21 protein-coding genes are annotated in these 25,663 nt (G+C 70.8%); 11 read left to right on the top strand and 10 right to left on the bottom strand.

The annotated features are described in order from the left end of the window. Positions 1–74: 74 nt before the first annotated feature. Genes ACFY2Q_RS21730 through ACFY2Q_RS21715 form a run of 4 tightly spaced genes read right to left on the bottom strand, consistent with a single transcriptional unit; the run spans position 75 to position 2,305 of the window. On the bottom strand, positions 75–407 hold the full coding sequence (locus ACFY2Q_RS21730) for a hypothetical protein (RefSeq protein WP_387132997.1): 333 nt from the start codon (positions 405–407) through the stop codon (positions 75–77). Beyond that, a complete protein-coding gene (locus ACFY2Q_RS21725) occupies positions 407–1,603 on the bottom strand; it encodes a WXG100 family type VII secretion target (RefSeq protein ID WP_387132994.1) in 1,197 nt (398 codons plus the stop codon). The genes ACFY2Q_RS21730 and ACFY2Q_RS21725 overlap by 1 nt, the downstream gene beginning before the upstream one ends. Beyond that, positions 1,600–1,920, bottom strand: a complete 321-nt coding sequence (locus ACFY2Q_RS21720; RefSeq protein WP_387132991.1) for a type VII secretion target — start codon at positions 1,918–1,920, stop codon at positions 1,600–1,602. The genes ACFY2Q_RS21725 and ACFY2Q_RS21720 overlap by 4 nt, the downstream gene beginning before the upstream one ends. Next, positions 1,907–2,305 carry a YbaB/EbfC family DNA-binding protein gene (locus ACFY2Q_RS21715; protein ID WP_387132988.1) on the bottom strand — a complete coding sequence of 133 codons (399 nt, stop codon included), beginning with the start codon at positions 2,303–2,305 and terminating at the stop codon, positions 1,907–1,909. The genes ACFY2Q_RS21720 and ACFY2Q_RS21715 overlap by 14 nt, the downstream gene beginning before the upstream one ends. A 168-nt stretch (positions 2,306–2,473) precedes the next feature. Between ACFY2Q_RS21715 and nhaA the strand changes: the two genes are divergently transcribed. The 9 genes from nhaA to ACFY2Q_RS21670 all read left to right on the top strand — a co-directional run bounded on the left by nhaA (position 2,474) and on the right by ACFY2Q_RS21670 (position 17,480). Beyond that, positions 2,474–4,405 (top strand): Na+/H+ antiporter NhaA, encoded by a 1,932-nt coding sequence (gene nhaA, locus ACFY2Q_RS21710; protein WP_387132985.1) that lies wholly within the window; start codon positions 2,474–2,476, stop codon positions 4,403–4,405. A 159-nt stretch (positions 4,406–4,564) separates the two neighbouring features. Continuing rightward, entirely contained in the window at positions 4,565–5,794 is a 1,230-nt protein-coding gene (locus ACFY2Q_RS21705; RefSeq protein WP_387132983.1) for an MFS transporter, read from the top strand. A gap of 168 nt (positions 5,795–5,962) precedes the next feature. After that, a complete protein-coding gene (locus ACFY2Q_RS21700; RefSeq protein WP_387132981.1) occupies positions 5,963–10,009 on the top strand; it encodes a discoidin domain-containing protein in 4,047 nt (1,348 codons plus the stop codon). Positions 10,010–10,149: 140 nt separating this feature from the next. Beyond that, the gene (locus tag ACFY2Q_RS21695; RefSeq protein WP_387132978.1) at positions 10,150–11,826 is read left to right on the top strand and encodes an ABC transporter substrate-binding protein; all 1,677 of its coding nucleotides are present in this window, start codon (positions 10,150–10,152) and stop codon (positions 11,824–11,826) included. A 6-nt stretch (positions 11,827–11,832) separates the two neighbouring features. Beyond that, positions 11,833–12,789: an ABC transporter permease gene (locus ACFY2Q_RS21690; protein ID WP_387132975.1), complete on the top strand. Its 957-nt coding sequence runs from the start codon at positions 11,833–11,835 to the stop codon at positions 12,787–12,789. After that, entirely contained in the window at positions 12,786–13,670 is an 885-nt protein-coding gene (locus tag ACFY2Q_RS21685) for an ABC transporter permease (protein WP_387132973.1), read from the top strand. Before ACFY2Q_RS21690 ends, ACFY2Q_RS21685 begins: the two co-directional genes overlap by 4 nt. Further along, positions 13,667–14,695 (top strand): ABC transporter ATP-binding protein, encoded by a 1,029-nt coding sequence (locus ACFY2Q_RS21680; RefSeq protein WP_387132970.1) that lies wholly within the window; start codon positions 13,667–13,669, stop codon positions 14,693–14,695. The genes ACFY2Q_RS21685 and ACFY2Q_RS21680 overlap by 4 nt, the downstream gene beginning before the upstream one ends. Continuing rightward, a complete protein-coding gene (locus ACFY2Q_RS21675; protein WP_387132967.1) occupies positions 14,692–15,693 on the top strand; it encodes an ABC transporter ATP-binding protein in 1,002 nt (333 codons plus the stop codon). The genes ACFY2Q_RS21680 and ACFY2Q_RS21675 overlap by 4 nt, the downstream gene beginning before the upstream one ends. Further along, positions 15,690–17,480, top strand: a complete 1,791-nt coding sequence (locus tag ACFY2Q_RS21670) for a gamma-glutamyltransferase family protein (RefSeq protein ID WP_387132964.1) — start codon at positions 15,690–15,692, stop codon at positions 17,478–17,480. Before ACFY2Q_RS21675 ends, ACFY2Q_RS21670 begins: the two co-directional genes overlap by 4 nt. On the opposite strand, the gene ACFY2Q_RS21665 is transcribed toward ACFY2Q_RS21670, so the two are convergent. Beyond that, positions 17,477–18,160: a GntR family transcriptional regulator gene (locus ACFY2Q_RS21665; protein WP_387132961.1), complete on the bottom strand. Its 684-nt coding sequence runs from the start codon at positions 18,158–18,160 to the stop codon at positions 17,477–17,479. The two genes, ACFY2Q_RS21670 and ACFY2Q_RS21665, sit on opposite strands and share 4 nt — an antisense overlap. Positions 18,161–18,228: 68 nt before the next feature. On the opposite strand from ACFY2Q_RS21665, the gene ACFY2Q_RS21660 reads away from it, so the two are divergent. Beyond that, the gene (locus ACFY2Q_RS21660; protein WP_387132959.1) at positions 18,229–18,945 is read left to right on the top strand and encodes a YoaK family protein; all 717 of its coding nucleotides are present in this window, start codon (positions 18,229–18,231) and stop codon (positions 18,943–18,945) included. Positions 18,946–18,948: 3 nt separating this feature from the next. On the opposite strand, the gene ACFY2Q_RS21655 is transcribed toward ACFY2Q_RS21660, so the two are convergent. The 3 genes from ACFY2Q_RS21655 to ACFY2Q_RS21645 all read right to left on the bottom strand — a co-directional run bounded on the left by ACFY2Q_RS21655 (position 18,949) and on the right by ACFY2Q_RS21645 (position 21,878). After that, positions 18,949–19,575, bottom strand: a complete 627-nt coding sequence (locus ACFY2Q_RS21655; RefSeq protein ID WP_387132957.1) for a response regulator — start codon at positions 19,573–19,575, stop codon at positions 18,949–18,951. Then, entirely contained in the window at positions 19,572–20,825 is a 1,254-nt protein-coding gene (locus ACFY2Q_RS21650) for a sensor histidine kinase (RefSeq protein WP_387132955.1), read from the bottom strand. The genes ACFY2Q_RS21655 and ACFY2Q_RS21650 overlap by 4 nt, the downstream gene beginning before the upstream one ends. A gap of 120 nt (positions 20,826–20,945) precedes the next feature. Then, positions 20,946–21,878 (bottom strand): hypothetical protein, encoded by a 933-nt coding sequence (locus tag ACFY2Q_RS21645; protein WP_387132952.1) that lies wholly within the window; start codon positions 21,876–21,878, stop codon positions 20,946–20,948. A gap of 167 nt (positions 21,879–22,045) precedes the next feature. Here ACFY2Q_RS21645 and ACFY2Q_RS21640 point away from each other — a divergent pair, with 167 nt between their 5' ends. Then, a complete protein-coding gene (locus ACFY2Q_RS21640) occupies positions 22,046–22,795 on the top strand; it encodes a glyoxalase (protein WP_387132950.1) in 750 nt (249 codons plus the stop codon). 49 nt (positions 22,796–22,844) lie between these two features. Here ACFY2Q_RS21640 and ACFY2Q_RS21635 read toward each other — a convergent pair whose 3' ends face one another. Next, positions 22,845–24,371, bottom strand: coding sequence for a TROVE domain-containing protein (locus ACFY2Q_RS21635; RefSeq protein ID WP_387132947.1), 1,527 nt, complete (start codon positions 24,369–24,371; stop codon positions 22,845–22,847). 775 nt (positions 24,372–25,146) lie between these two features. Then, complete coding sequence (locus ACFY2Q_RS21630; RefSeq protein WP_387132945.1) at positions 25,147–25,644, bottom strand: YcxB family protein; 498 nt, start codon at positions 25,642–25,644, stop codon at positions 25,147–25,149. Positions 25,645–25,663: the final 19 nt, after the last annotated feature.

Below are 25,663 nucleotides of genomic sequence, written 5' to 3'. Positions count from 1 at the left end.
CGCCCTCGGAGGGCCACCTCGCCGTGACCTGATGGGCGCACCAATGGGAGCGGTCCGCACCGTGCCTTAGTTCGTCACGTTGCCGATCCGGGAAACCCCGCCACGCGTGTCGCCTCTACGAGTTCCTCAAGGTGGCGAAGGACGCTGGCCTTCTGCTCGGTCTCCGGCAGTTGCCGTTGGCCGGCAGTCACCAAGCCATTGCGCCAGTGATCAACGATCTCTTGCTGAGCCGGTGCAGGTAGTTCCTCAAACCAGAGCGACCCGAGGTTGTTGTCGACGATCTCCTGCAGCCGTTCGGCCGCCTGCCGGTCGGTGAGGCGCGGGATGACGAACTCCAGCGTCCAGTCGAACAACCCTCCGGTTGCGGTCCAGTCGACACCGGGTCGGAGCACGATGATTCCAGCCATTAGTTCCCCACAATGAATACCCGCGGGCCCAGTCCTCGGGCCTCTATGAACTGCTCGATCCGGGCGACCTGTTCGGCCGAGAACCGCGAGACGTCGACCGGTACGAGGTCGGCCTTGTCCAGGTGGCGCTCAATCTGATACTGAAGTTGCGGCCACTGGCGGTCAAAGAACTGACCGGGGAAGTTGCCGACAGCATCATAGGTACGTCCGGCGCTGTCCACCCAGTCCGCCGAGGAGTCTGCCGGAGCACGGCTGAGCTGAACGCCGAGTTTCTGCTCCAGTCTTACCGCCGTCTCGGCCTCGCCTGGACGGAACCGACCGGTGGCCGGGTCCATGCCGAGCTCACGGACCCGCTGTTCCTCGGCCGCCCGCTGAGGTCCGGCCTCGCGCTGCGCGTCAGGCTTCGAGGGCTCTCTACCTGGGGGCGGTGGGCCGGAGGACCGCAACCTGCCGAGTGCCTGTTTGAGCTTGTCGATGAGGTCGCCGAGTCGGCGTACCTCCGGTATGAGCCGGCGCAGGCTGGCCAGCAACCCGCGCAGCAGCCGTGCGATCCGTGCCGCCCAGGTGGCGACCGTCGTGGTGACCTGTTCGACGACCAGTGGTGTGGCGAGGCCGCCGGTGACGACGAGTTCGCCCGCGTACACGATGAGGCGGGAGACGCAGGTGGCGATGGCGTCGCGGACGAGGAGTCGGACGGCGGCGACCAGGCCGGCGGCGCCTTCGGTGATCGCGGCCATTGTGTCGGCGCCCTTGGCGAGGCCGCCGATTGCCTGCTGTTGCTCGGCGGCCCAGGCGCGGTAGGCGGGGCCGGCGCTGCCGCCCCATGTGGCGACGTCGGTGCGGACCGCGTGCGCCAGCGCGGCGGCCTCGTCGCGCAGTGACGCGGCGACGTTGCGCCAGGTCTGGGCGTGTGCGGTTATCTGTGCAGGGTCGCCCGCGAGCCAGTTGAGGGCTTCGCTGAGGGGTTTGACGTGTTCGATGAGCCAGGCGATGCCGTACTGGAGCAGGGCGCCGACCGGGTCGGAGACGAGGGCGAGGGCGTCGAGGCCGGCGCTGACGACGCCGAGGCTGCCGTCGATCCAGCTGCCGGTGCGGACGCCTTGGGCGATGAGTTCGATGTCCTCGCAGATCCACACGCCCGCCCACGCGCTGGGCGGGGTGTCCGCTGCGGCGGCGACGAGCGGGTTGGCTGTCACCGGCGCCGCCGCACCCCGTCGAGTAGCTGCTCGGCGTGGACGTCGGAGCGTCGGTAGCCGTCCGCGCCGGTCCGCAGCTTCCCGGCGGTGTCCCGCACCGATCCGGCGGCGGCGCCGATGCCGTCGACCAGGGTCCGTTGCAGGCCGTCGAGCAGCATCGGCATCATGGCGCAGAGCTGACCGTACGCGTCGGTGCCCAACCGGACGTGCTGGCCGGCCTGCTGGGCGGTGTCGAGGTTGCCGGCGCACCTGTCGAGGCGTGCGGCGTGGGCCGCCAGGTCGTCCGGGTCGACCTGGATGCCGTCACCGGCCGGCATCGCTGGACCCCTCGTCGCGGACCAGCCGGCTGCGGTACGAGTCGATGACGGCCTGGGCGCTTGCGTCGTCGCCGAGGGCTTCCGTGGTCACGGCCGTGAGCTGCGTCAGCAGGTCGGCGTGTGCGGCCCGGATGGTGGCCAGGATCTGCCGGGCAGTGCTTGCGGCCGGTTGGTTCCGGATGCGTTCGTCGAGCCGCATGTCGATCAGGAGGCCAGCCGAGTCGACAGTGACCTCGATCGTCCGGTCGGGGCTGCGGGCGGTGCCGGTCAGGCCCTGCACGGTGTCGGCAAGTGTCCTTGCCCGTGATGCCCGCTCGGCGAGGGACGACTCCCACTCGTCGAGCCGGGGTTCCGCCGCGTCGAGCGCGGCGTCGTCCGCCCACATGCCGACCCTCCCCAGGGGACCATTGCCGGCATCAGCCGACGAGATCATCGGTACGCTATCAACCGGTGGCGGTGCGTGATGTCCCGATCGGCGGGCCGTTCGCGATGGATGCGTCCTGGCAGTGACAATCCGGACCCAATGGCCACTATCTCGGAGAGGATTGTCCCCGTGACGAGCAGCAACCGGCGCCAGGGATGGTCCGCCCGGACCACCTGGGAGAGTCGGTTCAACGGCCCGCTGCGCGCCTTCCTGCATACCGAGACCGGCGGCGCGCGGGTGGTGGTGGTCGCCGCGTTGGTGGCCTTGGTGTGGGCCAACGTGCACACGTCGTCGTACGAGTCGCTGTGGAGCACGTCCTTCTCCGTCCAGTTCGGCGACTGGCTCGTGGCACACGACCTGCGATTCTGGGTCAACAGCGGCCTCATGACGTTCTTCTTCCTGGTGGTCGGCCTGGAGCTGCGCCGGGAGTTCGACATCGGCGAGCTGCGGGAGCGTCGCCGGCTGGCGTTGCCGATGCTGGCCGGCATCGGCGGCATGCTGCTGCCGGTCGGTATCTATCTCGCGTTCACCGCGGGTCACACAAGCGCCGCGGGCTGGGGTGTGGTGATGGCCACGGACACGGCGCTGGCGCTCGGCGCGCTGGCAGTCTTCGGGCCGCGCTTCTCGGATCGGCTGCGGGGCTTCCTGCTGACGGTCTCCGTCATCGACGACCTGGTGGCGATCGCGGTGCTGGCGATCGCGTACCCCCACCATCCGTCGCTGACGGCGCTGCTCGTGGCGGCGGCGATCTTCGGCGTGGTCCTGCTCGTCCGGGCGGCGGGCGTGCGGTTCGGGCCGGTCTTCGCGCTGCTGGGGGTGGCGGCCTGGATCGCGGTGTCGGAGTCCGGTGTCGACCCGGTGGTGGTGGGCTTGGTGATGGGCCTGCTGACCTACGCCTACGCCCCCGGCCGCACCGATTTGCAGCAGGCGAGCGACCAGTTCCGCCTCTTCCGCGAACAGCCCACCCCGCAACTCGCCCGGATGGCCCAGGCCAGCCTCACCTCGACGTTGTCGCCGAACGAGCGGTTGCAGAGCCTCTACCATCCGTTGGCGAGCTACCTGGTGGTGCCGCTCTTCGCCCTGGCGAACGTCGGCATCGTGATCGACGGCGAGCTTCTGGCCGCTGCCGTGACCTCGCCGGTCACGATCGGCGTCGTGGCGGCCTACATCGTCGGCAAGCCGCTGGGGATCGTGGCCACCTCGTGGCTGGTGATGCGGCTGAGCGGCGACCGGTTGCGGCCACCGGTCGGCTGGGTCGCGGTCACCGGCGTGGGCACCATCTCGGGCATCGGCTTCACCGTCGCCCTGCTGATCGCCACCCACGCCCTGAGCGGCCCGGCTCTGGACGAGGCGAAGCTCGGCATCCTCGTCGCGACCATCGGTGCGTCCGCCATCACCTGGCTGGTGTTCCGCTTCGCCGCCCGGCTCCCGCCGGCGCGGCGTGCGCGGGCGCTGCTGGGCGTCACCGAAGGGATAGTCGACCTGATGGTTCCGGTCGATCCGGAACGTGACCACGTGCGCGGATCGGACAAGGCGCCGGTGACGGTCGTGGAGTACGGGGACTACGAGTGCCCCTACTGCGGGCAGGCCGAGCCGGCGGTGCGGGACCTGCTGGAGGCCTTCGCCAACGTCCGGTACGTCTGGCGACACCTGCCGCTGACCGATGTCCATCCGCGTGCCCAACTCGCCGCCGAGGCGGCCGAGGCAGCGGGCGAGCAGGGCGCCTTCTGGGAGATGCACGACCTGCTTCTCACGCACCAGGACGCACTCGACGCTCCCGACCTGCTCGGCTACGCCAACCAGCTCGGCCTGGACCTCGACCGGTTCCGTGAGCACATGGCCAGGCGAAGGGGCGTCGACCGAGTCGCCGACGACGTCGACTCCGCCGATCTCAGTGGCGTCACCGGGACACCTACCTTCTTCGTCAACGGACGGCGCCATCACGGCGCGTACGACATGGTGGCGCTCTCGGCGGCGGTTCAGGCGGCGTTCGCCAGCGCGAAGCTCCGCCCCGAATACCACCGGGAACCCGAAGACTCCGAGGAAGACCCGGCCACCTGACCCACCGCCTGCACACAAGCCACCTGATGTGGGCGTTTAAAGGCCTTCACCGCACTCCCGCCAAGGTCTACACCCATGCTGTACGCGGGGTCGGCCGCCACGGTCAGGGGATGTGGGCGGCGGTCCCGCCGTGATGGCCGAGCCCCGAAGGGACTGACCATGCCCGACGCCAGCCGCACCGACCGCGCGACCAACCGGCACACGTCCACCTCCGCGGCGGTACGCGTCGCGTTCGCGTTCTGGATCACCCTGGTGGGGACCACGGTGCCGACGCCGCTCTACCCGATCTACGAGATGGAGTTCGGCTTCTCGTCGTTGACGGTGACTGTGGTGTACGCGTTGTACGCGCTCGGCGTGGTCGTCGGCCTGCTGCTCTTCGGGCGGCTCGCCGACCAGATCGGCCGGCGCCCGGTCATCCTCGCCGCGCTCGTCCTCTCGGTCGTCGCCGACGCGGTCTTCCTGGGCGCCGTGGACCTCGCGATGATCGTGATCGGTCGGGTGCTCGCCGGTCTGTCCGCCGCGCTGGTGATCGGAGCGGGAACGGCGGCGTTGAGCGAGCTGATCAGCCCGAGCCATCCGAGGCGGGCCGCCACCGTGGCGATCTTCGCGAACCTGGGTGGTCTGTCCGCCGGCACCCTGTTGGCGGGGATCGTCTCGGACGTCGCCCCCGATCCGCTGCGGGTGCCCTGGGCCATCGTGCTCATCCTGGCGATCGTCGCGATCGTCCTGATGATCGGAGTGCCCGAGACGGTGCCGCACCGGTCGCCGCTGAACCTGCGGCCGCAACGGCTGCACGTACCGCCGGAGATCCGAGGCGAATTCGTCCGTTCCGCGCTCACCGCGGGCACCGGCTTCGCGGCGCTGGGCGTGATCACGGCGGTGAGCGGATTGTTCCTCGGCATGGAGCTACACAAGACCTCGCACACCCTGGCCGCGCTCGTCGTGTTCGTGGCGTTCACCGGCGCCGCGCTCGGGCAACTCCTGACCCGGGTGCTGCCCTCCCGCGCCGCACTGGTCGCCGCCTGCGCCGGCCTGATCGTGGGGGCCGCCCTCATCGGGCTCAGCATGTCGATGGTGCTGCTGCTCCCGCTGTTCCTCGGCGCGGCGGTCATCGGGGTGGCCTCCGGGGTCGCGGTGGGCGACGGCATCGCCACCATCACGGTGAAGGCCCCGCACGAGCACCAGAGTGCGACGGTGTCGACGTTCTTCGCCATCCAGTTCACCATGCTGGGCGTGCCGGCGGTCGCGGTTGGCCTGCTCGCCCAGGCGATCGGCCTGCGGACCGCCGCCGAAATCTTCAGCGCGGTCGTGGCGTTGCTCGCGTTGCTCGTGCTTGTCACGTTGGTGCGCGACGGCTCACGCCGGCCGCCGTCGCGAGCCGCCGGCTGAGCCCTCGCCGCGCCGCCCGGTCCGCTCGCCGCGATCGCTGCGCGCCGTATTCGTGGAATCACGATCGACTTGGCCCCTTGACTCTGACGAAACGCCGGTCCACGATCTGACAACGTTGTCACCGACCATCGGCTACCGCCTGACAGCGTTGTCATCTCTGGAGGCAAGATGTCCGACCCGTCGTCCCTGTCGCGGCGTACCTTCCTCTCCGCCGGAGCCACTCTGCTGGCGTCGGTCGGGGTGGCCGCGGCCCTCCCGGACGCCGTCGCGGCCGCCACTCCGGCGCCGCCACCGCCCGCCACCCCGGTGCCCACCGACCTTGCCCGGTACCGCCCGGTGTCGGTCTCCTCGACCGACTACGCGCCGACGCCGGCCACGTTCGCCGTGGACGGTCTGCCGCAGGTCGGGGTGCGGGGGAGTGGCTGGCGGGCCGCCAACGACGACCCACAGTGGATTTCGGTGGATCTGCAGGCTTTCTGTCACATCGAGGCCGTGAACCTGGTCTTCGAGGCCACACTCACCGATGGTCCGTTCGACGGCAACTACACCGACACCGACGGCGACGAGATCCTCTCCAGCGCGGCGACCGCGTACCGGATCGAGGTCTCCGCCGACGGCCGCGACTGGCGGTCGGTGTACGAGACCGGCGAGGGCCGGGGCGGCGTGCAGGCCATCAAGCTGTCGCAGCCGGTCACCGCGCGCTGGATCCGCATGACTGTCACGAAACGCTCGAACAGCAACCCGGTGGGCCTGAACGGATTCCAGGTGTACGGCGTTCCTCTGTCGGCCCGGCCGAAGGCCGAGGGCTGGACCAGCTGGGAGGGCGGCAACACCGGCCCCGCGCCCGAGCTGACGGTGGCCGCCGACGGCACGGTGCCGCTGGAGTCGGGCTGGTCGCTGACGATGGACGACTTCGCGGGCACCGCCGACGGCGCCGAACTCTCCCGCGCGGGCGTCGACGTCCGGTCCTGGCTGCCGGCCACCGTCCCCGGCACCGTGCTGGGAACGCTTGTCGACCAGGGCCACCTGCCCGACCCCGTGGCCGGCTTCAACAACCTGCGCGTCCCCGAGGCGCTGTCCCGGCACACCTGGTGGTACCGGCGGGCGCTGCGCCTGCCGCGTGGCCTGGACACCTCGGCCGGTCGCCGAATCTGGCTCGAATTCGACGGCATCAACCACGAGGCCACCGCCTGGGTCAACGGCGTGGACGTCGGCAGCGTCAAGCACCCCTTCGCGCGGGCGGCCTTCGACATCACCGACGCCCTGGCCGGTCACCGGGGCGAGCACGTCCTCGCCGTGCGGGTCACCCCGATGCCGCACCCGGGCACGCCGGGCGACAAGGGCACCGACGGTCGTACCTTCCTCCAGTCGGCCCACCACTACCTCGACGCGCCGACCTACCTCGCGGTGTCCGGCTGGGACTGGATGCCAGCCGTCCGCGACCGGGTCACAGGCCTCTGGGACCACGTCCGCCTGCGCAGCACCGGGGCCGTGGTCGTCGGTGACCCCCACGTGCAGACCACGTTGCCCGACCTGCCCGACACCCACACCGCCGAGGTCACCATCAGGGTCCCGGTGCGCAACGCGGCGGCCACCGCCACCACGGTCACCGTCCGCGCCGAGTTCGACAAGGTACGCGTCGAGTCCACTGTCACAGTTCCCGCCGGCGGCGACACGACTGTCACGTTCACGCCGGAGCACTTCCATGCGCTGCGCCTGCGCAACCCCCGGCTGTGGTGGCCCAACGGCTACGGCGAGCCCCACCTGTACGACCTCACACTCGCCGCCACCGTGAAGCACGCGGTCAGCGACCGGCGCCAGCTCCGGTTCGGCATCCGCGAGTTCGCCTACGACTGGCACCAGCCGATCGTGATCTCGCCGCCCGGTCAGCCGCCGCTGGAGTTCGTCGACGGCGCCGCGACCCAGACCGTCACGTTCGCCCGGCAGCCCGCCCGGCACGTCCGCATCCAGGCCGGCCAGCGCGCCACCGGGTGGGGCATCTCGATGTGGTCGCTGTCGGTCGCCGACGGCACCGGCCCGGATCTCGCCCTGCGCCGCAACGCGACCGCGTCGTCGTCGGAGAACGACGCCAACGGGCCCGGCCGCGCCGTCGACGGCGATCCCGCGACCCGCTGGGCGTCGAAGGCCGAGGACAACCAGTCGATCCAGGTCGACCTCGGCGAGGTGGTCGACGTCGACCGGGTCACTATCGTCTGGGAGCAGGCGTACGCGCTTGACTACCGCGTCCAGGTCTCCGTCGACGGCGACACGTGGGCCGACGTGACGTCGGTCAGCAACGACACGCCGCTGGGCAGCCGCGCCACCCAGGTGGAGACGTTCGCGACCCAGACCGCCCAGCACCTGCGCATCCAGACCGGCGCGCGGGTGACCTCGTGGGGAGTGTCCATGTGGGCGCTGTCCGTGCAGCGGCAGGCCGAGCCGGACGTCGACCTGGCCCTGCACGCCACCGCCAGCGCGTCGTCGTTCGACAGCGACGCGAACGGCCCGGACCGGGCCCTCGACGGCAACCCCCGCACCCGTTGGTCGTCGAAGTTCGAGGACAACCAGTGGATCCAGGTCGACCTGGGCGAGCCGGTCAGCTTCGACCAGGTCACGATCGTCTGGGAGCAGGCGTACGCCCGCACCTTCGTCATCCAGGTCTCCGACGACGGGCAGCGGTGGACGGACGTGAAGGCGGTAAGCAACGCCGTCACCCAGCTCAAGATCAGCGTCAACGGCGTGCCGGTGTTCGCCCGGGGCGGCAACTGGGGCTGGGACGAGCTGCTGCGCCGGGTGCTGCCCGACCGGCTGGCCGACACGGTCGAGATGCACCGCGACATGAACTTCACGATGATCCGCAACTGGCTCGGCAGCAGCAACCGTGAGGAGCTGTACCAGGCCTGCGACGAGCAGGGCATCCTGGTGTGGAACGACTTCTGGCAGGCGGGCGCGTTCCTGCCCAACCCGCCCGGCTATGTGGACATCGCCGCCGACACCATCAGGCGTTTCCGGCACCACCCGAGCATCGTGGTGTGGTGCGGCGCCAACGAGGGCGACCCGCCGCCGATCGTGGACGCCGGGCTCAAGCAGGCCGCCGCGACCGAGCACCCGGAGATCCTCTACATCCCCAACTCGGCCGGCGGCATCGTGAGCGGCCACGGCCCGTACCACTGGGTGGAGCCGGGGACGTACAACGACAGGAACACGTACGACACGGGGACGTTCGGGTTCCACACCGAGATCGGTATGCCTGTGGTGTCGGTTGTCGAGAGCATGCGCAACCTGGTCGGTGACGCGCCGGAGTGGCCGATCGGCGAGGTGTGGAACTACCACGACTGGTCGACGATCGGTAACCAGCGCGTCGGCACCTACCAGGCGGCGATCGACGCGCGGCTCGGCGAGTCCGTCTCCCTCGACGAGTTCGCCACGCGGGCGCAGTTCGTCAACTACGAGAGCCACCGCGCCATGTTCGAGGCGTGGAACGCCAACCTGTGGCAGGACGCCACGGGCCTGCTGCTGTGGATGTCGCACCCGGCGTGGCACAGCACCGTGTGGCAGACCTACGACTACGACCTCGACGTGAACGGCGCCTACTACGGTGCCCGCAAGGGTTGCGAGCCGGTGCACGTGCAGGCCGACCCGGGCACCTGGCAGGTGCGGGTGGTCAACCACACCGCCGAGGCGCTGGGCGGCGTGACTGTCACCGCCCGCCGCTACGACCTCAGTGGAAGATCGGTGGGTACGCCGCAGCGTCAGCGGGTGGACGTCGCCCGTTCGTCGACGACGCCGGTCTTCCCGCTCGCGAAGCCGGACGGCGGCGGGCTGCACCTGGTCCGGCTGGAGTTGCGGGACAGCCGTGACCGCCTGCTGGCGGACAACACCTACTGGCGGTACGACAACGCCGAGCAGATGCGGGCGCTCAACGACGTGCCGAGCACCCGACTGTCGACGTCGTCGAGCACTGTGGGTGTCGTGGGCAGCCGGAACACCGTCACCACGACGGTCCGCAACCAGGGCCGCACGGTCGCCGCGCTGGTGCGGCTCGCTGTGCGTGATCAGCGCGGCGAGCGGGTTCTCCCGGCCCGCTACGACGACAACTACTTCTGGCTCCTGCCGGGGGAGACCCGGCAGGTGCGGATCTCCTGGCCCGCGCGGGCCGGCCTCGCCCGCCAGGTCAGGGTGACGGCGCAGGCGTACAACTCGGCCGTCAGCTAGGAGTGCGCGGTGGGAAGCGGCTCGCCGCGAGCCGCTTCCCACAGCGACCGGGTCGGGCGTCGAGAGGCAGTCACGGGGGCCTTGCGGCGGTCATCGTATACAACATACGCTCCCCGAATCGCCCACTCGAGGAGCTCTCCATGACGAACCTCTCCGTCAGCGAAACGAGCCTGCCGCGCCGCCGTTCACTCCGGCTCGCGGTGGCGGCGGCCGCTGTTGTCTGCGCGGTCGCCGCCTGCTCACCGGTGTCGAACAGCGGGAGCGACGACAAGTCCGGCGACGACAAGTCGGCCGGCCAGGATTCCTTCGGTACGCCGGCCGACCCCGCCGCCGTCAAGCAGGGCGGCAAGCTGGTCATCGCCCTCTCCGCCGAGCCCGACGCCCTGGACCCGACGCTGTCGCGGAGCCTCTACTCCCGCTACGTCTTCCAGGCGATGTGCCAGAAGCTCTACGACGTCAACGAGCAGGCGCAGGTCGTACCGCAGCTCGCGACAGCCCTGCCCACGACGAGCGACGACGGCCGGACGGTGACGATCGCGCTGCGTCAGGGCGTGCGTTTCGCGGACGGCACGCCGTTCGACTCGGCCGCGGTGAAGGCCACCCTCCAGCGTCACCTCACCAACGAACGGTCGGCGCGCAAGAGCGAACTCGGCCCCATCGACGGCGTCGACACCCCTGACGCGCAGACCGTCGTCCTGCGGCTGAAGCAGCCGTTCGCGCCGCTGCTCGGCGCCCTCGCCGACCGGGCCGGCATGATCATGAGCGCGAAGGCGCTGCAGAGCCTCGGCGACGACTTCGCCTCGGCGCCGGTCTGCGTCGGGCCCTTCAAGTTCGCCAAGCGGGTGCCGCAGAACTCGATCGACGTGGTGAAGGACCCGAACTTCTACGAGGCTGACAAGGTGCACCTCGACGCCATCTCGTGGCGCATCCTCAGCGACGCGAGCATCCGCGCCGCCAACCTGCGCTCCGGTGACGCCCAGGTCGCCGACAGCATCTCCACCCAGGACGTCGCCTCCCTGCGGCAGGAATCCTCCATCTCCGTCCTCCAGTCGCAGTCCCTCGGCTACCAGGGCCTCACCATCAACATCGGCAACGTCGACGGTGTCGGCACCGCGCCCAAGCCGATCAACCGCCCTCTCGCCCAGAACGCGAAGGTGCGGCAGGCCTTCGAGCACGCGATCGACCGCAAGGCACTTGTCGACGCCGTCTTCAACGGCGTGCACACCGCCGCCTGCTCGCCCATCTCCCCGGCCAGCCCGTTCTCGTCGCCGGAGTCGCAGAACTGCCCGGCGCACGACCCCGCCAAGGCCAAGCAACTCCTCACCGAGGCGGGTGTGCAGATGCCGTACCCGGTGACGATGCTCGCGTCGAACACGCCCGACACGCTGCGTCTCGCGCAGGCGTTGCAGTCGATGGTCAAGGACGGCGGGTTCGACCTGAAGATCAACCCGGTGGAGTACTCGTCGCTCCTGGACGAGCAGGACCGTGGCAACTTCGAGCTGTTGCAGCTCGGCTGGAGCGGGCGGATCGACCCGGACGCCAACATCACGAACTTCGTCGGCACCGGCGCCAGCCAGAACGTCTCCGGCTACAGCAACCCCCAGCTCGACACCCTGCTGACCCAGGCCCGCCAGGCCGGCGACATCGAGGAGCGCAAGAAGCTGTACGGGCAGGCGGTCACACTCCTCCAGCAGGACGACGCGCTGATCTACCTCTACCGGCAGCGCAACCTCACCGCCGTCAGCAAGCAGATCCAGGGTCTCCAGGTGTTCCCGGACGGCGTGATCCGCGCGGCCTTCGCCGGCTTCACCAAGTAGGTCGCCGTGGCCCGGTATCTCCTCACCCGCGCCTGGCAGTCGGCGCTGACCCTGCTGATGTCGACGATCGTGGTGTTCTTCGGCGTCCGGGCGCTCCCCGGTGATCCGGCCCTTGCGCTGGCGGGGGAGGACCGGTCACCGGAGGCGCTGGAGGCCATCCGACGCCACTACGGCCTGGACCAGTCGCTGCCGTTGCAGTTCGCGCAGTACGTGGAACGCATGGCGCAGGGCGACTTCGGGGTGTCGATCCGCACCGGTACGCCGGTCTCGTCGATGCTGACGACAGCCCTGCCGGTCACCGTCGAACTCGCCGTCCTGGCGATCGCAATCGCCACGGCGCTCGGCGTCGGCGCCGGGGTGCTCGCGGCCGTACGCCGTGGGCGCCCGGCGGAGTGGCTGGCCAACGGCCTGGCCCTGATCGGCCTGTCGGTGCCGCACTTCTGGCTCGGGCTGCTCGCGATCCTCTACCTGTCCGTGGCGACCGGGCTGTTCCCCGCCTCCGGCTTCGTGCCGATCCTGGAGGATCCCGTGGACAACCTGCACCACATCGTCCTGCCGGCGGTGATCCTCGGGACGGGCCTCGCCGCCATCATCATGCGGCAGACCCGGTCGGCGATGCTGGACTCGCTCTCCTCCGACTATGTGCGCACGGCGAAGGCGAAGGGCCTGCGACCGCGTGCCGTCATCACCCGGCACGCCCTGCGCAACAGCCTCATCGTGGTGGTGACAGTCGTGGGTCTGCAACTCGGCGGTCTGATCTCGGGCGCGGTCGTCACCGAGCAGATCTTCGGGTTGCCGGGCTTCGGCAAGATGACCATCGACGCGGTGTTCCAACGGGACTACCCGGTGATCCAGGCCGTCGTCCTGCTCACCGCGACTGCCTACATCGTGATCAATTTCTTCGTGGACCTGCTCTACTCGGTCATAGATCCACGGATCCGGGTGACGGGAGATCCGGCATGACCGTCCTCACCGTACCGATGGCGGAGACCGCCGTCAGCGTCACCCGGCGTACCCGCGTGCTGCGCCGGCTGCGCCGCAATCCGCTCGCTGTCGTGAGCTTCGTGGTGCTCGCGCTCGCGGCCGTCATCGCGCTGCTGTCACCGTGGCTCGCTCCCTATTCGGTCGACCAGACCGACTTCGCCCGTACGTTCGCACCGCCCGGCACCCCCGGGCACGTGCTCGGCACCGACGACCTCGGTCGGGACGTGCTGTCCCGGATCATGCTCGGTGCGCGGGCGTCGTTGCAGGTGGGGCTCCTGGCGGTGGCCACCTCCCTGGTCATCGGGGTGCCGCTCGGTCTCGCGGCCGGCTACTTCCGGGCCTGGGACGCGGTGATCTCGCGCTTCACCGACCTGCTGCTCGCGTTTCCGTTCCTGATCATGGCGGTGGGGCTGGCGGCCATTCGTGGGGCCAGCCTCGGCAACGCCGCGGTGGCCGTCGGCATCGCCCAGATCCCGGGGGTGATCCGGGTCGTCCGCTCGGACACGCTGCGCCTCAAGTCACTGGACTTCGTCGCGGCGGCCGTCGTGGACGGCGCGAGGGACCTGTGGGTGCTGGCCCGGCACATCCTGCCGAACGCGACGTCGGTGATCCTGGTGCAGGCCACTGTCGCGATCCCGGCCGCGATCCTCGGCGAGGCGGTGCTGTCGTTCCTCGGGCTCGGCATCCAACCCCCGTCGCCCAGTCTGGGCACGATGCTGGCCACGGCACAGCAGTTCGCCGCCCGTGCGCCGTGGGCGGCGGTCCTCCCCGGTGTCGTGATCATGGGTCTCGCGCTGGCGTTCAACGTCTTCGGCGACGCCCTGCGCGACGCCCTCGACCCGAAGGGAGACCGCCGATGACGACGGCCACCGCAGGGACTACGGCCACCGCCGTGCCCGTCCTGGCGATTCGCGACCTCTCGGTGTCGTTCCCGACCGAGACCGGCACCGTCTCGGCCGTCGACGGTGTCAGCCTGGATCTCGCACCCGGCGAGATCGTCGGGATGGTGGGCGAGTCGGGGTGCGGCAAGAGCGTCACCGCGATGAGCATCGCCGGCCTGCTGCCCGGCAGTGCCCGGATCACCGGCTCCGTACGCCTCGACGGCACCGAACTGGTCGGCGCCCGCGAGTCGGCGCTGCGCCGGGTACGCGGCCAGGAGATCGCCTACATCTTCCAGGAGCCGATGACGTCGTTGAACCCGGTGCTCACGGTCGGGCGGCAGATCGGGGAGGTGCTCCAGGTCCACGAGCGGATGTCCCGACGGGCGGCGCGGGCCCGTGCCGTCGAGTTGCTGACGCTCGTCGGGATCCCGTCCGCGGCGCAGCGGGTCGACACGTATCCGCACCAGCTCTCCGGGGGTATGCGTCAGCGCGTGATGATCGCGATGGCGGTGGCCTGTGGTCCGAAGGTGCTTGTGGCCGACGAGCCGACCACGGCGCTGGACGTCACGGTGCAGGCCGGCATCCTCCAGGTGCTGCGGGACCTGCGCGACCGGCTCGGCACAAGCGTCCTCATCATCACCCACGATCTCGGCGTGATCGCCGACATCGCCGACCGGGTCGTCGTCATGTACGCGGGACGGGTGGTGGAGCGGGCGCCGGTCGACGACCTGTTCGCGTACCCACGGCACCGCTACACGGCCGGGCTGCTGTCGGCGTCACCGAAGCCGGGCCGCCATGCTGGCACGGACCGACTGACGGAGATCCCCGGGCTGGTGCCCGTCCTGTCGACCCAGCCCGACGCGTGCACCTTCGCGGACCGCTGCCCGGCCGCCGACAAGCAGTGCCGCGATGCCGCCCCACCCCTGGCGGGGGTCGGCGGCACGGACCACCTCGCGGCCTGCTGGCATCCCTGCACCACGGCACCTGAGGAGGCGAACCGATGACGCCGCAGCCGAACGCCCTGGACATCGAGGACCTGGTGATGCACTTCGGGCCCGTCCGCGCCGTCGACGGGGTGTCCCTCACCATCCCGCGCGGCCGGGTCACGGCCCTGGTGGGGGAGAGCGGTTCCGGCAAGTCGACTGTGGGTCGATGCGTGGTGCGGCTTGTCGAGCCGACCGCCGGGGCGGTCCGGATCGCCGGCACGGACGTCACCCACCTGTCCCGACGGCAGTTGCGCCCACACCGGAGCACTGTGTCGATCGTCTTCCAGGACCCGGCCGCGTCACTGGACCCGCGCATGCTCGTCGGCGAGATCGTGGCCGAGCCGCTGCGGCTGGCCGGCAAGCGGATCTCACGGCGTGACCGCGAGGCCCGCGTCGCCCCACAACTGGAGCGGGTGGGCCTGCGCGCCGAGGTGGCGCGCCGCTACCCCCACGAGTTGTCAGGTGGGCAGCGCCAACGGGTCAGCATCGCCCGGGCGCTGATCTCCGAGCCGATGCTGCTCATCGCCGACGAACCCACAAGCGCGCTCGACGTGTCCGTGCAGGCGTCGGTGCTCAACCTCCTCGCCGACCTGCAACGCGACATCGGGTTCGCCTGCCTGTTCATCACCCACGACCTGTCCGCCGTCGAATACCTCGCCGACGACATCGCCGTCATGTACCTGGGCCAACTCGTCGAGAAGGGCAGCCGCGAGCGGATCTTCGCCCGACCCGCGCACCCGTACACGCAGGCACTGCTGTCCGCCGCCCCGGTGGCCGACCCGGTGCGCCAGCGGCAGCGGCAGCCGGTGCTGCTCGGCGACGACCTGCCGTCAGCGCTCGACCCGCCGTCCGGCTGCCGGTTCCGCACCCGGTGCCCGCTCGCGTTCGACAGGTGCGCGACCGAGGTGCCGGCGCAGACCGCGATCGGCGACGGGATGGCCGCGTGTCACCTGGTCCAGCCGGACGGCACCGGCCCCGACGTCCGCACCGCAGACCCCAGTGAGGTGTTGTCATGACGTTCACCACCCGACCGACGCTGCAGGGCACCTTCGGCATGGTGTCCTCGACGCACTGGCTCGCCAGCCAGGCGGCGATGGGCATCCTGGAGCGCGGGGGCAACGCCTTCGACGCCGCGGTCACCGCAGGCTTCGTCCTGCACGTGGTCGAACCGCACCTGAACGGGCCGGGCGGTGAGGTGCCGGCAATCGTGGCGACCGCGCAGGACCCGAGGCCGAAGGTGCTGTGCGGGCAGGGGCCAGCGCCCGAGGGTGCCACCATCGCCCATTTCCGGTCCCTCGGGATGGACCTCATCCCCGGTGCCGGGCCGCTCGCGGCGGCCGTACCCGGTGCTGTGGACGCCTGGCTCCTGCTGCTGCGCGAGCACGGCACGTTCACGCTCGCGGAGGTGTTGGAGCCGGCGATCGGCTACGCGGGCGCCGGCCACCCGCTGCTGGGCCGGGTCGGTGACACAGTGGCGGCCGTGCGGTCGTTGTTCGAGGAGCACTGGCCGACCTCCGCCGCGCTCTGGCTGCGCGGCGGCCGGCCACCGGCCGCGGGGGAGATGTTCGCCAATCCGGCGTACGCGCACACCCTGCGCCGGCTTGTCGAGGCGGCGCAGGCGGCCGGTGCTGACCGGGAGGCGCAGATCGAGGCCGCCCGCCGAGCCTGGAGTACGGGTTTCGTCGCCGAGGCCATCGACAGGTTCAGCCGGCAGCCGTTCCAGGACTCCAGTGGGCGACCGCACGCCGGGCTCGTCACAGGCGACGACCTGGCCGCGTACTCGGCGACCTGGGAGGCTCCCGCCACCCTCGACTGGCACGGCTACTCGGTGGCGAAGACCGGTTTCTGGGGCCAGGGGCCGGTGCTGCTGGAGTCGCTTGCCGTCCTCGACGCCCTCGACGACCCCGGCGCGTACGACACGGCGACCGCGGCCGGCATCCACGCACAGGTCGAGGCGCTCAAGCTCTCCTTCGCCGACCGGGAGGCCTGGTACGGCGACGACGGCGACGTGCCCGCCAAGGCGCTGCTCTCCCCGGAGTACGCGCGGGAGCGGGCAGCCCTGATCGGTGACCGAGCGTCGGCGGAGTTGCGGCCGGGGCGTCCCGACGGGGCGCAACCCCACCTGCCGGCGCACGTCCGACCCGGTGCCGGGCGTCGCGCCGTCCCGGCGGACCCGACGACGGGGGAGCCGACGGTGCAGTCCGACGGGGTGACACGTGGCGACACCTGTCACGTGGACGTGGTGGACCGCTGGGGCAACATGATCTCCGCGACTCCCAGCGGCGGGTGGTTGCAGAGTTCGCCCACGATTCCGGAACTCGGCTTTCCGCTGGGCAGCAGGTTGCAGATGTTCTGGCTGGAGGAGGGTCTCGCCTCGTCGCTGGCGCCGGGCCGCCGACCGCGTACGACGTTGAGCCCGACGATTGTGCACCGCGACGGGGAGCCGGTGCTGGCGTGCGGCACACCCGGCGGGGACCAGCAGGACCAGTGGCAGTTGCCGTTCCTGCTGCGGCATCTTCTCGCCGGCCAGCCCCTGCAGGAGGCCATCGACGCGCCCGCGTGGCACACGCTCAGCCTGCCGGGGTCGTTCTATCCCCGGGACATGGAGCCCGGGGTCCTGGTGGTGGAGGACCGGCTCGACGAGGGCGTGCTGGCGGCCCTGCGGGCGTATGGGCACGAGGTGCGGGTCACCGACGGTTGGAGCCTCGGTCGGCTCTGTGCCGTGACCCGTGACCCGCGAACGGGTGTGCTCGCCGCCGGGGCGAACCCCCGGGGGATGCAGGGTTACGCCTGCGGCCGTTAGTGCGCCGCCACGTATCCGCCCTCGGCGTTCTCGAAGGCGGCGGCGGACGCCGCGGCGAGGTGGACGAGCGCGGCCTGTTCGGCGCGGTCACCGTCACCTGACTCGATGGCGTCGACGAGTTGGATGTGCTCGGCCCACGAGTGTGGCGCGCGTTCGGCCGCCCCGAGCCGAAACACCCACTGGACATGGAGGTAGAGCGACTTGGCGATCGACGACAGCCAGGGGTTTCCGCTGATCTGGAGGATGCGCAGGTGCAGCGTGCTGTTCAGTTCGGCGACCCGGGCCAGGTCCTGCCGCTGCGTCGCCTCGCGGCCCTGGTCGAGCAGGGCGCGCAGGGCCGCCACGTCGGCGGCGGTGGCCCGCTCGGCGGCGAGCCGGGCGGCAAGCGACTCCAGGCGCTCGCGGACGGCGAACATGTCGGCGATGGTCCCGCTGCTCGGCGAGGCGACGACGGCTCCCCGGCGGGGGAGGATCACGACGAAGCCCTCCGCCTCGGCGACGCGCAGCGCCTCGCGGACGGGGTTGCGGGAGACGCCGAAGTCCTCGGCCAGCCGGTCTTCGGTGAGCCGTTCCCCCGGGAGGTAGTCGCCGTCGATGATGGCGGTCCGCAGGGCGGCGAGGACCTGATCGCGTAGCGGCAGGTGTTGCGCGCCGAGCTTGTCCCGCGGGTCTTCAGCCACTGGTTGCCTCTCCGTGAACGTGTCCGGACCGAGTGTATACGAAGAACAATCTAGGGAGGTAGCCGACAGTGCCGAGCACAGCGCCCCGCGTCATCCGCCCCCGTATCCCCGCTGCGGGCGACGAGCACCTCCTGCGGCGACGGCAGGCGCTCGTCGTCGTGCTCACCTTCCTGACCGGTTGCGCCGACGCCATCGGGTTCCTCGCACTCGGGGGCGCCTTCGCCAGTGTCATGACCGGCAACATGGTCCTTGTCGGACTCTCGGCGGGCAGAGGCGACCCCGCGCTGGCCCTGACGTCGGCCTGCGCCATCCTCAGCTTCGTCGTCGGCGTCCTCGCCGGCGCTCGCGTCGTCGGCTCGGCGCAACCTGAGGATCCGGTCTGGCCCCGGCGGGTCACCTCGGCGCTGGTCCTGGAGTTGCTGGTGTTCGTCGTGTTCCTCGTCGTCTGGGAGGTCACGCTCCACGACGCCGACACGCGCGTCCATCTCGCGCTGCTGATGCTGTCCGCCGTGGCGCTTGGCGTGCAGAGCAGCGCGATCCAACGGTTCGGCGTGTCCGGCCTGTCCTCCACGTACCTCACCGGCACCCTCACGAGCCTGATCGCCGGCGTCGCCGCCCGCAGCCCGTGGGCCAACCTGCGGCCCAGGGTGCAGGTGTTGCTGGCCCTCATTGTCGGTGCCGCCGTCGGCGCCCTGGTCGCCCTGCACCTGCCGGTCGTCGCCCCGGCGCTGCTGATCGTGCCGCTGGTGCTCGTCATCGTCGTGTCCGGCCGGATGAAGGGCTGACCGTCAGACGCCGCGAGCGAACAGCGCCAGGCGTACGCGGTTGGGGCTGTCGGTCTTGGTCATCAGGCTGGTGATGTGGGTCTTGACCGTGGTGACGCCGATATGCAGCCGTTCGGCGATCTCGGTGTTGGACAGGCCCTCGGCGACCAGGTCGAGGACGTCCTGCTCGCGGGCGGTCAGACCCCGCACCGGCCGTGGTGTCTCGGCGCGGGCGTGCATCGCGCGCTGGACGAGGCGTTGCAGCACCTCCGGGCTGAACGGGCTGTCGCCCGCGGCGGCCCGGCGGATGCCGTCCAGCAGCTCGGTCGGCGGTGCGTCCTTGAGCAGGAACCCGCACGCGCCGGCGGTGAGGGCGGGATAGAGGTGGTCGTCGTCGCCGAACGTGGTCAGCACCAGCACGCGGGTGGTGGGCCGTTCGGCGAGGATCCGGGTGGTCGCCGTGATCCCGTCGACGCCGGGCATGCGCAGGTCCATGACGACGACGTCGGGGAGGAGCCGCGCGGCGAGGGCCACCGCCTCACGGCCGTTGTCGGCCTCGCCGACCACCTCGACGTCGGGCTGCGCCTCGCACAGCATGCGCAGCCCCGCGCGGATGAGGTGCTGGTCGTCGACCAGCAGGACGCGGATCATGCCGGCTCGGGCGATCTGGCTGGGGCCTCCCGGGGCGCCGACACGACAGGCGGCCCGGCGGCGGGCGCGGAGACCACGTGCGGGAGGACGGCGCGCACCCGCCAACCTGTGTCGGTCGGGCCCACCTCCAACAGACCGCCGAGGACCTCGACGCGCTCCCGCATGCCCGTGATGCCGTGCCCGCCGCCGTCCGGCACCACAGCCTGTCCGCTGTCGCGCTCGCCGCCGTGCCCGTCGTCGGTGACCTCCCAGTGCACTGTGCCGTCCCGAACGGCGACCACCAGGTGCGCCAGCGCGGACGGGCCGGCGTGCCGGGCCACGTTGGTGAGCGCCTCCTGGGTCAACCGCAGCACCGCCAGGCCCCGCACCGCGTCGAGCGTGCCGACCGCCGGGTCGATGTCGGCCCGCACGGTGATACCGGCCCAGCGTGCCCGGTCCACTGTCGCGTCGAGCGCCGCCGGCAGCGCCGAGGGCTCGATAGCGGTAAGCGCCGCGTCACCGCGTACCCCATCGGGGTCGCGCAGCACCGCGACCAGCCGGCGCAGCTCCGACAGGGCGGCGCTGCCCGTGCCGTGCACGTCGTCGAACACCTCGTCCACCCGGGGGTCCAGGTCGGTGAGGACGTGCCGGGCCACGCCGACCCGCAGCACCATCGACGCCACGTGGTGCGCGACGACGTCGTGCAGCTCACGGGCGATGGCGCTGCGCTCGTCGGCGCGCGCCGCCCGGTTCTCCGACTCGTGCCGGCGCTGCTCGGCCGTCGCCCGCTCGACGGCCTGCCGGCTGAGCTCCCGGTTGGTGCGGATGACCAGGCCGAGCAGCACCGGTACGCCGACCTCCAGGGCCAGCCCGACGACACCGGAGGCCACCTTGTCGAGCGGATCGCCGATCGAGTCGGTCAGGTCGACCGCTGCCAGCACCGCGGCGGCCAACCAGATGGTGCGGGCGCGACGCGCCCGCATGGTGACTTCCAGCAGCGCCCAACTCGCGCCCACCTGGTTGATCATGATGTCGTCGACAAGGCAGATAGCGACCGCCAGCAGTGCCGTCTGCGCCACCAGGTTGACCGCCGGCCGACGATGCAGCAGCAGGGCTACCCCGAACGCGCCGACCGCGAGGCTCCACTGTGTAACGGACGGCTGACGGCCGGTCTGGGTGCCGAAGACCAGGTAGCCCACGCCGCTGAGGTCGAGCAGCACCGTCCGCACGAGCGTGTCCCGCGCGTCGAACAGCCGCTCCGCCCACCTCACCGGGTCAGCCTAGGTGCTGTGGCCCGGCGGCACGAGCGTGCTGCCAGCGGGTCCGCACGCCCAGGCACGCGGCCAGCCGCGCTTCCGGAACATCGCCGCCACCGCTGAACAGCGCCGCGGTCATGCTGCCAGCGCCAGATCCGGACGGCGGCGTCCGCGTGCCACCACCAGTCGGGCGGCGGTCGCGGTCGCGACCACAAGCGCCGCCACGGCGGCAAGCGTGAGGGCGTCCGGGCGCAGCAGCGGCTGCCCGCGCAGGGCCTGCCAGGTCAACAACAGCGTGAGTACGCCGTACGCCGCGCCCGCGACGACCAGCAGCCGGGCACGGGTACGCTCGTCCAGCCGCGCGCCGAGGAACCGGCCCAGCAGGATCGCCAGGATCGGCAGCGCCTGGAGGGCGTGCAGGCCCACGAAGTGCCCGATCCGCAGGTCACCTCCGGTGGTGCTCCAACCGAGCACCGGCAGACCCGGCCCGCCGTCGGCGACACCCACGCTGTGCGCACCGCTGATCCCCTCGACCCCCGAGTCCTGCATGGACAGCGTCATCGGCACCGCCACCAGCATGCCCAGCAGTGACAGGCCGAGGCCCCAGCCGACGGCGGTCGCGGCGACCCGGTCCGGAATCCGTCGTATCAGCACCACGATCCCGATGACGATGTGCGCGCCGAACAGCACCATGATCGACGCACCCATCGCCGCGAAGATGATTCCGTTCAACGGGGTGGTGGCGTTGAAGTGGCTTGTCGTACCCCGGGCCACCTGCACGACGATCAACGCCGTCTCGATCACCGCCATCGCGACGATGACAGTTGCCGCCCGCTCGGCGACCCGGATCCGGCGCGGCAGCAGGGAGAGCATCCAAGCGAGGGTCGTTCCGTACAACACGAACGACACGGCGAACTTGAACGGCTTGAGCCAGATCGGCGAGCCGGTGAGGACCCGCGAGTCGACGACGATGCCGACCGCGCAGACGACGGCGAGCGCCGCCATCGCGGCGACGAGGAGCATGAGTGGGCGGTGCCATTGTGCCGCCCGACGCAGATCGAATCTCATGCCAGTAGATGCTTCCGGCCGCCCTGCTCGACCGCGTCCGACCGGAAGCCCCGGCTGTGGCCTGCGGTTGGAGCGTCGCCTCCTCCCTGGGTAGGAGGCGAAGCGGGTCGTTACCCCTGCTCGCTGCTGGCACAATGGCCTGCTTGCCTACGCGATCGGGGAGTGGCATGACGACCATCGAGGAACGCGTCCAGCCCAACGAGACCGCAGTGCCGCTGCTGCACTGCGTGTCACCGGAGGCGACACTGGCGTTCTGGCGCGCGCTCGGCTTCGACGTGACCTACGAGCAGATCAAGCCGTACGTGTACCTGGCGTTCTCGTGGAGTGGGTTCCACCTGCACTACGGCTCCGCGCCGAAGGACCTGGACCCGACGAAGGAGACCTCCGGTGGTTGCCTCGTGATGGTCGACGCGGTCGCGCCGTACCACGCGGCGTTCACCGAGGCGATGCGCCGCGCGTACGGCAAGGTGCTGGTCAAGGGTCTGCCGCGGATGACCCGCTACCGGCCGGGCGCGTCGCGGTTCAGCATCGTCGACCCGTCGGGCAACACCGTCACCTTCATTCGGCGCGACGAGCCGGAGGACCTGGAGTACGGCGGGTCGAAGGACCTGCAAGGGCTGGCGCGGGTGCTCGACAACGCGCGGATCCTGCGCGAATTCAAGACCGACGACCGGGCGGCGTACCGGGCGCTCAACTCGGGGCTGCGCCGGCACGGCGACACCGCACCGGCGGTCGAACAGGCGATGGCGCTCGCCGGCCTGATCGAGTTGTCGGTCGCGCTCGGTAAAGACGAGCAGGTGCCCGAGTGGGGCGCCCGCCTCCGGTCGCTGACGTTGACAGCGCAGGACCGTGAGCGCGTGCACAGCGCCGTCGCCGATCCCGCCGTACTCCTGTCGTGGTTGCCCGACGCGACCTGACACCCGGCGACCGGCGGCCCTGACCGGCGGGGTTTCGACACCCCGCCGGTCAGAACGGCCACTGGTCGCGGGACCCGGCCTCGATGAGCGGGATCATCGCGAACGCGGCGTCGGACAGGCCACCGAAGGTGTGCCGGTTGCCTGTGGTCGGCGTGTGTCCGACGCGGTACCCGGCCAGGTTCCAGGTGTACACAGGCACCTCTGCGGGCACCGCCGCCGTGACGTCCGTCGCCCCGTGCCAGTGGGCCTGCTCGTCGGTGAGGATGACCACCCGATCGTGCCGGTCGTAGCGCTCCCGGACCGCCTTCTCCGTATCGGTTCCACCGCCGTAGAAGTAGCCGCCCTCCTTGAACCGGCGCACCGCGGCCAGCACCGACTCACCCGCCTTCGACGGGAACACCCGGCTGGCGTTGGAGAAGGACACCACAGTGGCAGCCTTCGCCCGGGCGGCCAGCGCGAGGCCGAACACCGTGGCGGCGTCCCAGCAGCGCAGCGTGCCGTCCTTGCTGAACGAACTCTGCATCGAACCGGACGTGTCGATGAGGATCAGGGTCCGCCCGTCCAGGGCCGGCACGTTCACCAGGGCGTGCTGCAACGCCATCTCCAGGGGGTACGCCCACCGCAGGCTCGGCGCCGCGTTGAACGCTGACAGGAAACGCATCGGCAGCACCCGCGAGCCGGCGACCTCGCCCGGGTCGGCGAGCCTCGCCGCCACCGTCTGCGCCACGGCGTCACCGACCCCGGCCTGGTCGAAGTTGCGCAGGTTGCGAAGCAGCGCCAGGTAGCCCATGTTCGGGATGATCGACTCCCATGCCGCAGCGTCCAGCGCGGTCTGTCGCCACCCGGCCAGGGCCTCCCACGTCATACCGGCCGCGCCCAGCACCGTCGAATCGGTGACCTCTCTGCGCTTGTCGATGGGCATCGCCATGAGCGTGTGCCGTGCCGCCAGCATTCCGAGCGACCTCGGCAGTGGATTGTCCCGCCCGTGCCTCCGATCCAGCGCGTGCCGGAACAGGTCGCCCTGCCGCTCGTCCTTCGCCGTGGGGTGGGTCAGGTCGATGACGTCGCCGAACCGCACAGGGTTTCCGACGGAGTCGTACTTGAGCAGGCTCCGCTCGGTGTACAGCCGGACCACCGCGTCGGCGATGCCCCGCTTCACCGGCTTGGGCAAGGCCCGGCCGTGGCGAGCCAGCCAGTACGCCAGAGCCTCGCCCGGCTCGTCCGCACGCTGCAACGCGGCGTCCACGACCGCACGCGAACCCGGCACGCCTGCGGTGACCTGGGCTCGGGCGCCCTCCAGGGCCGCCACCACTGACGCCGAGCGCATCATCGCGCCGGTCCGCAGCCACGGTACGAAGCGGGCGAACCAGTCGGGATCGGTGACGGCGACGGCGGCGACCAAGTTCCGGAAGCGGCCGTCCCGGTCCGTGGCGCCCTCGTAGAAGGTGTCCTCACCGACCATGTTCGAGACACCGAGCAGGAACAGCTCGATACGCGGCTCACGGGTGAACGCGGGCGCGCCCTCGGCGGTGACCGACCTGCGGCTGGCGCGCGGTTTGAGGTTGAACTTGGCCATGACGTCCCCCACGCCAGTCGGCCGGGGAGACGCCACCGCACCACACACCCGAGATCAGAGTCGGCCACGGACTAGTCCGCCGTTCTGTCCGTTGAACCATCCACCCGAAGGTGTCGGGGGATTCGAACCCCCATTTGCGGATCCGGAAGTAACCGTTGCCTGCGCACCGGGTGTGTGGCGTGGTCGCGCTCCCCGGAATCGAGGTCGATCACCATCTGTCGGGGCCAGAGCCCTTTCAAAAGTGAGTGGCCTGCGCACCGGGAAGGTGCGGTCACGACCGTAGCGGTGGGTGTGACAGCCCGGCAACGGATTTTGCGATCTTGTGACTGCGGAAGGTGGTCACGCCGCACGCCCGAGATCAAGGGTGGACACGGTTTTGCGGGTTCGAACCGCGGACCCTTACCGGGCCTTTACCAAGAAGTAGCCGTGTCCGTCGCACCGGGCGTGCGGCGTGAGCGCGCCTCCCGAGATCAAGGCGGCGACGGAGACCGGCCCTTGCGGGCCTAGGTGACCTGGGCCGCTGGTCGACACCACCGAAGTGGCGGTGGGATTCGAACCCACGTCTCCCCTTTGAGAGAGGAAGTAGCCGTCGCCTGCGCACCGGGAGGTGCCCCACGACGCTAGACCGGCGGATCCGCGCCGGCAAACCGATTTCGGTCGGCTCGCGTATCCCATGGCCGCTGCGCCTCGGCCCTGCCGGGTCGCGGCGATCGTCGGGGAGTCTGGGCGGTGCGTCGACGCCGTACCCGGCGCTGTGACGTTCGCCGGGGGCGCCTTACCGAGGCTGGAGCAGCCCACGCTTGGCCATGAACGCTCGCAACGTCTCGTCGTCCTCGGTGGTAATCAAGCGGCGGGGGATGACGGTGGCCGGCATCCGGTCGACGAACACGATCCAGAACTCCGGGGTGTCGGTCACCTCGGTGACCCCGTCCCAGGCGATGCCGCCGGACTCCGAGCCGCTGCGCATCATGATGTTGTCGTCGGTGATGTCGTAGGCGCCCTCGACGGCGTAGCTAGCGGAGCGGCGCCGGGCACGCCAGCGCACCCACGGCGCGTACAGCATCGACAGCACACCAGCCACGACAAGCGTTATGCACAGCGACGAGACCCGGTCGCCCCACGTGAAGCCCCGCGAGACGACGAAGGCGATCACCCCGACGGCCGCGAGCACCGCGCCGATGAGGGTGAACCGGCGCAGCCGGACGCCGCTGAGCGCGGCGGCCACGCGGCCCGGGTAGGCGGGATCGGCGGGGACGTCAAAACGAATGTGCACGTCAGAACGATAGTGCCCA

Origin of the sequence: Micromonospora sp. NPDC000316 (assembly GCF_042898885.1) — a bacterium.
In the GTDB taxonomy this organism is placed as follows: Bacteria; Actinomycetota; Actinomycetes; order Mycobacteriales; family Micromonosporaceae; genus Micromonospora.
This window is presented reverse-complemented; position numbering and strand designations above follow the sequence as displayed.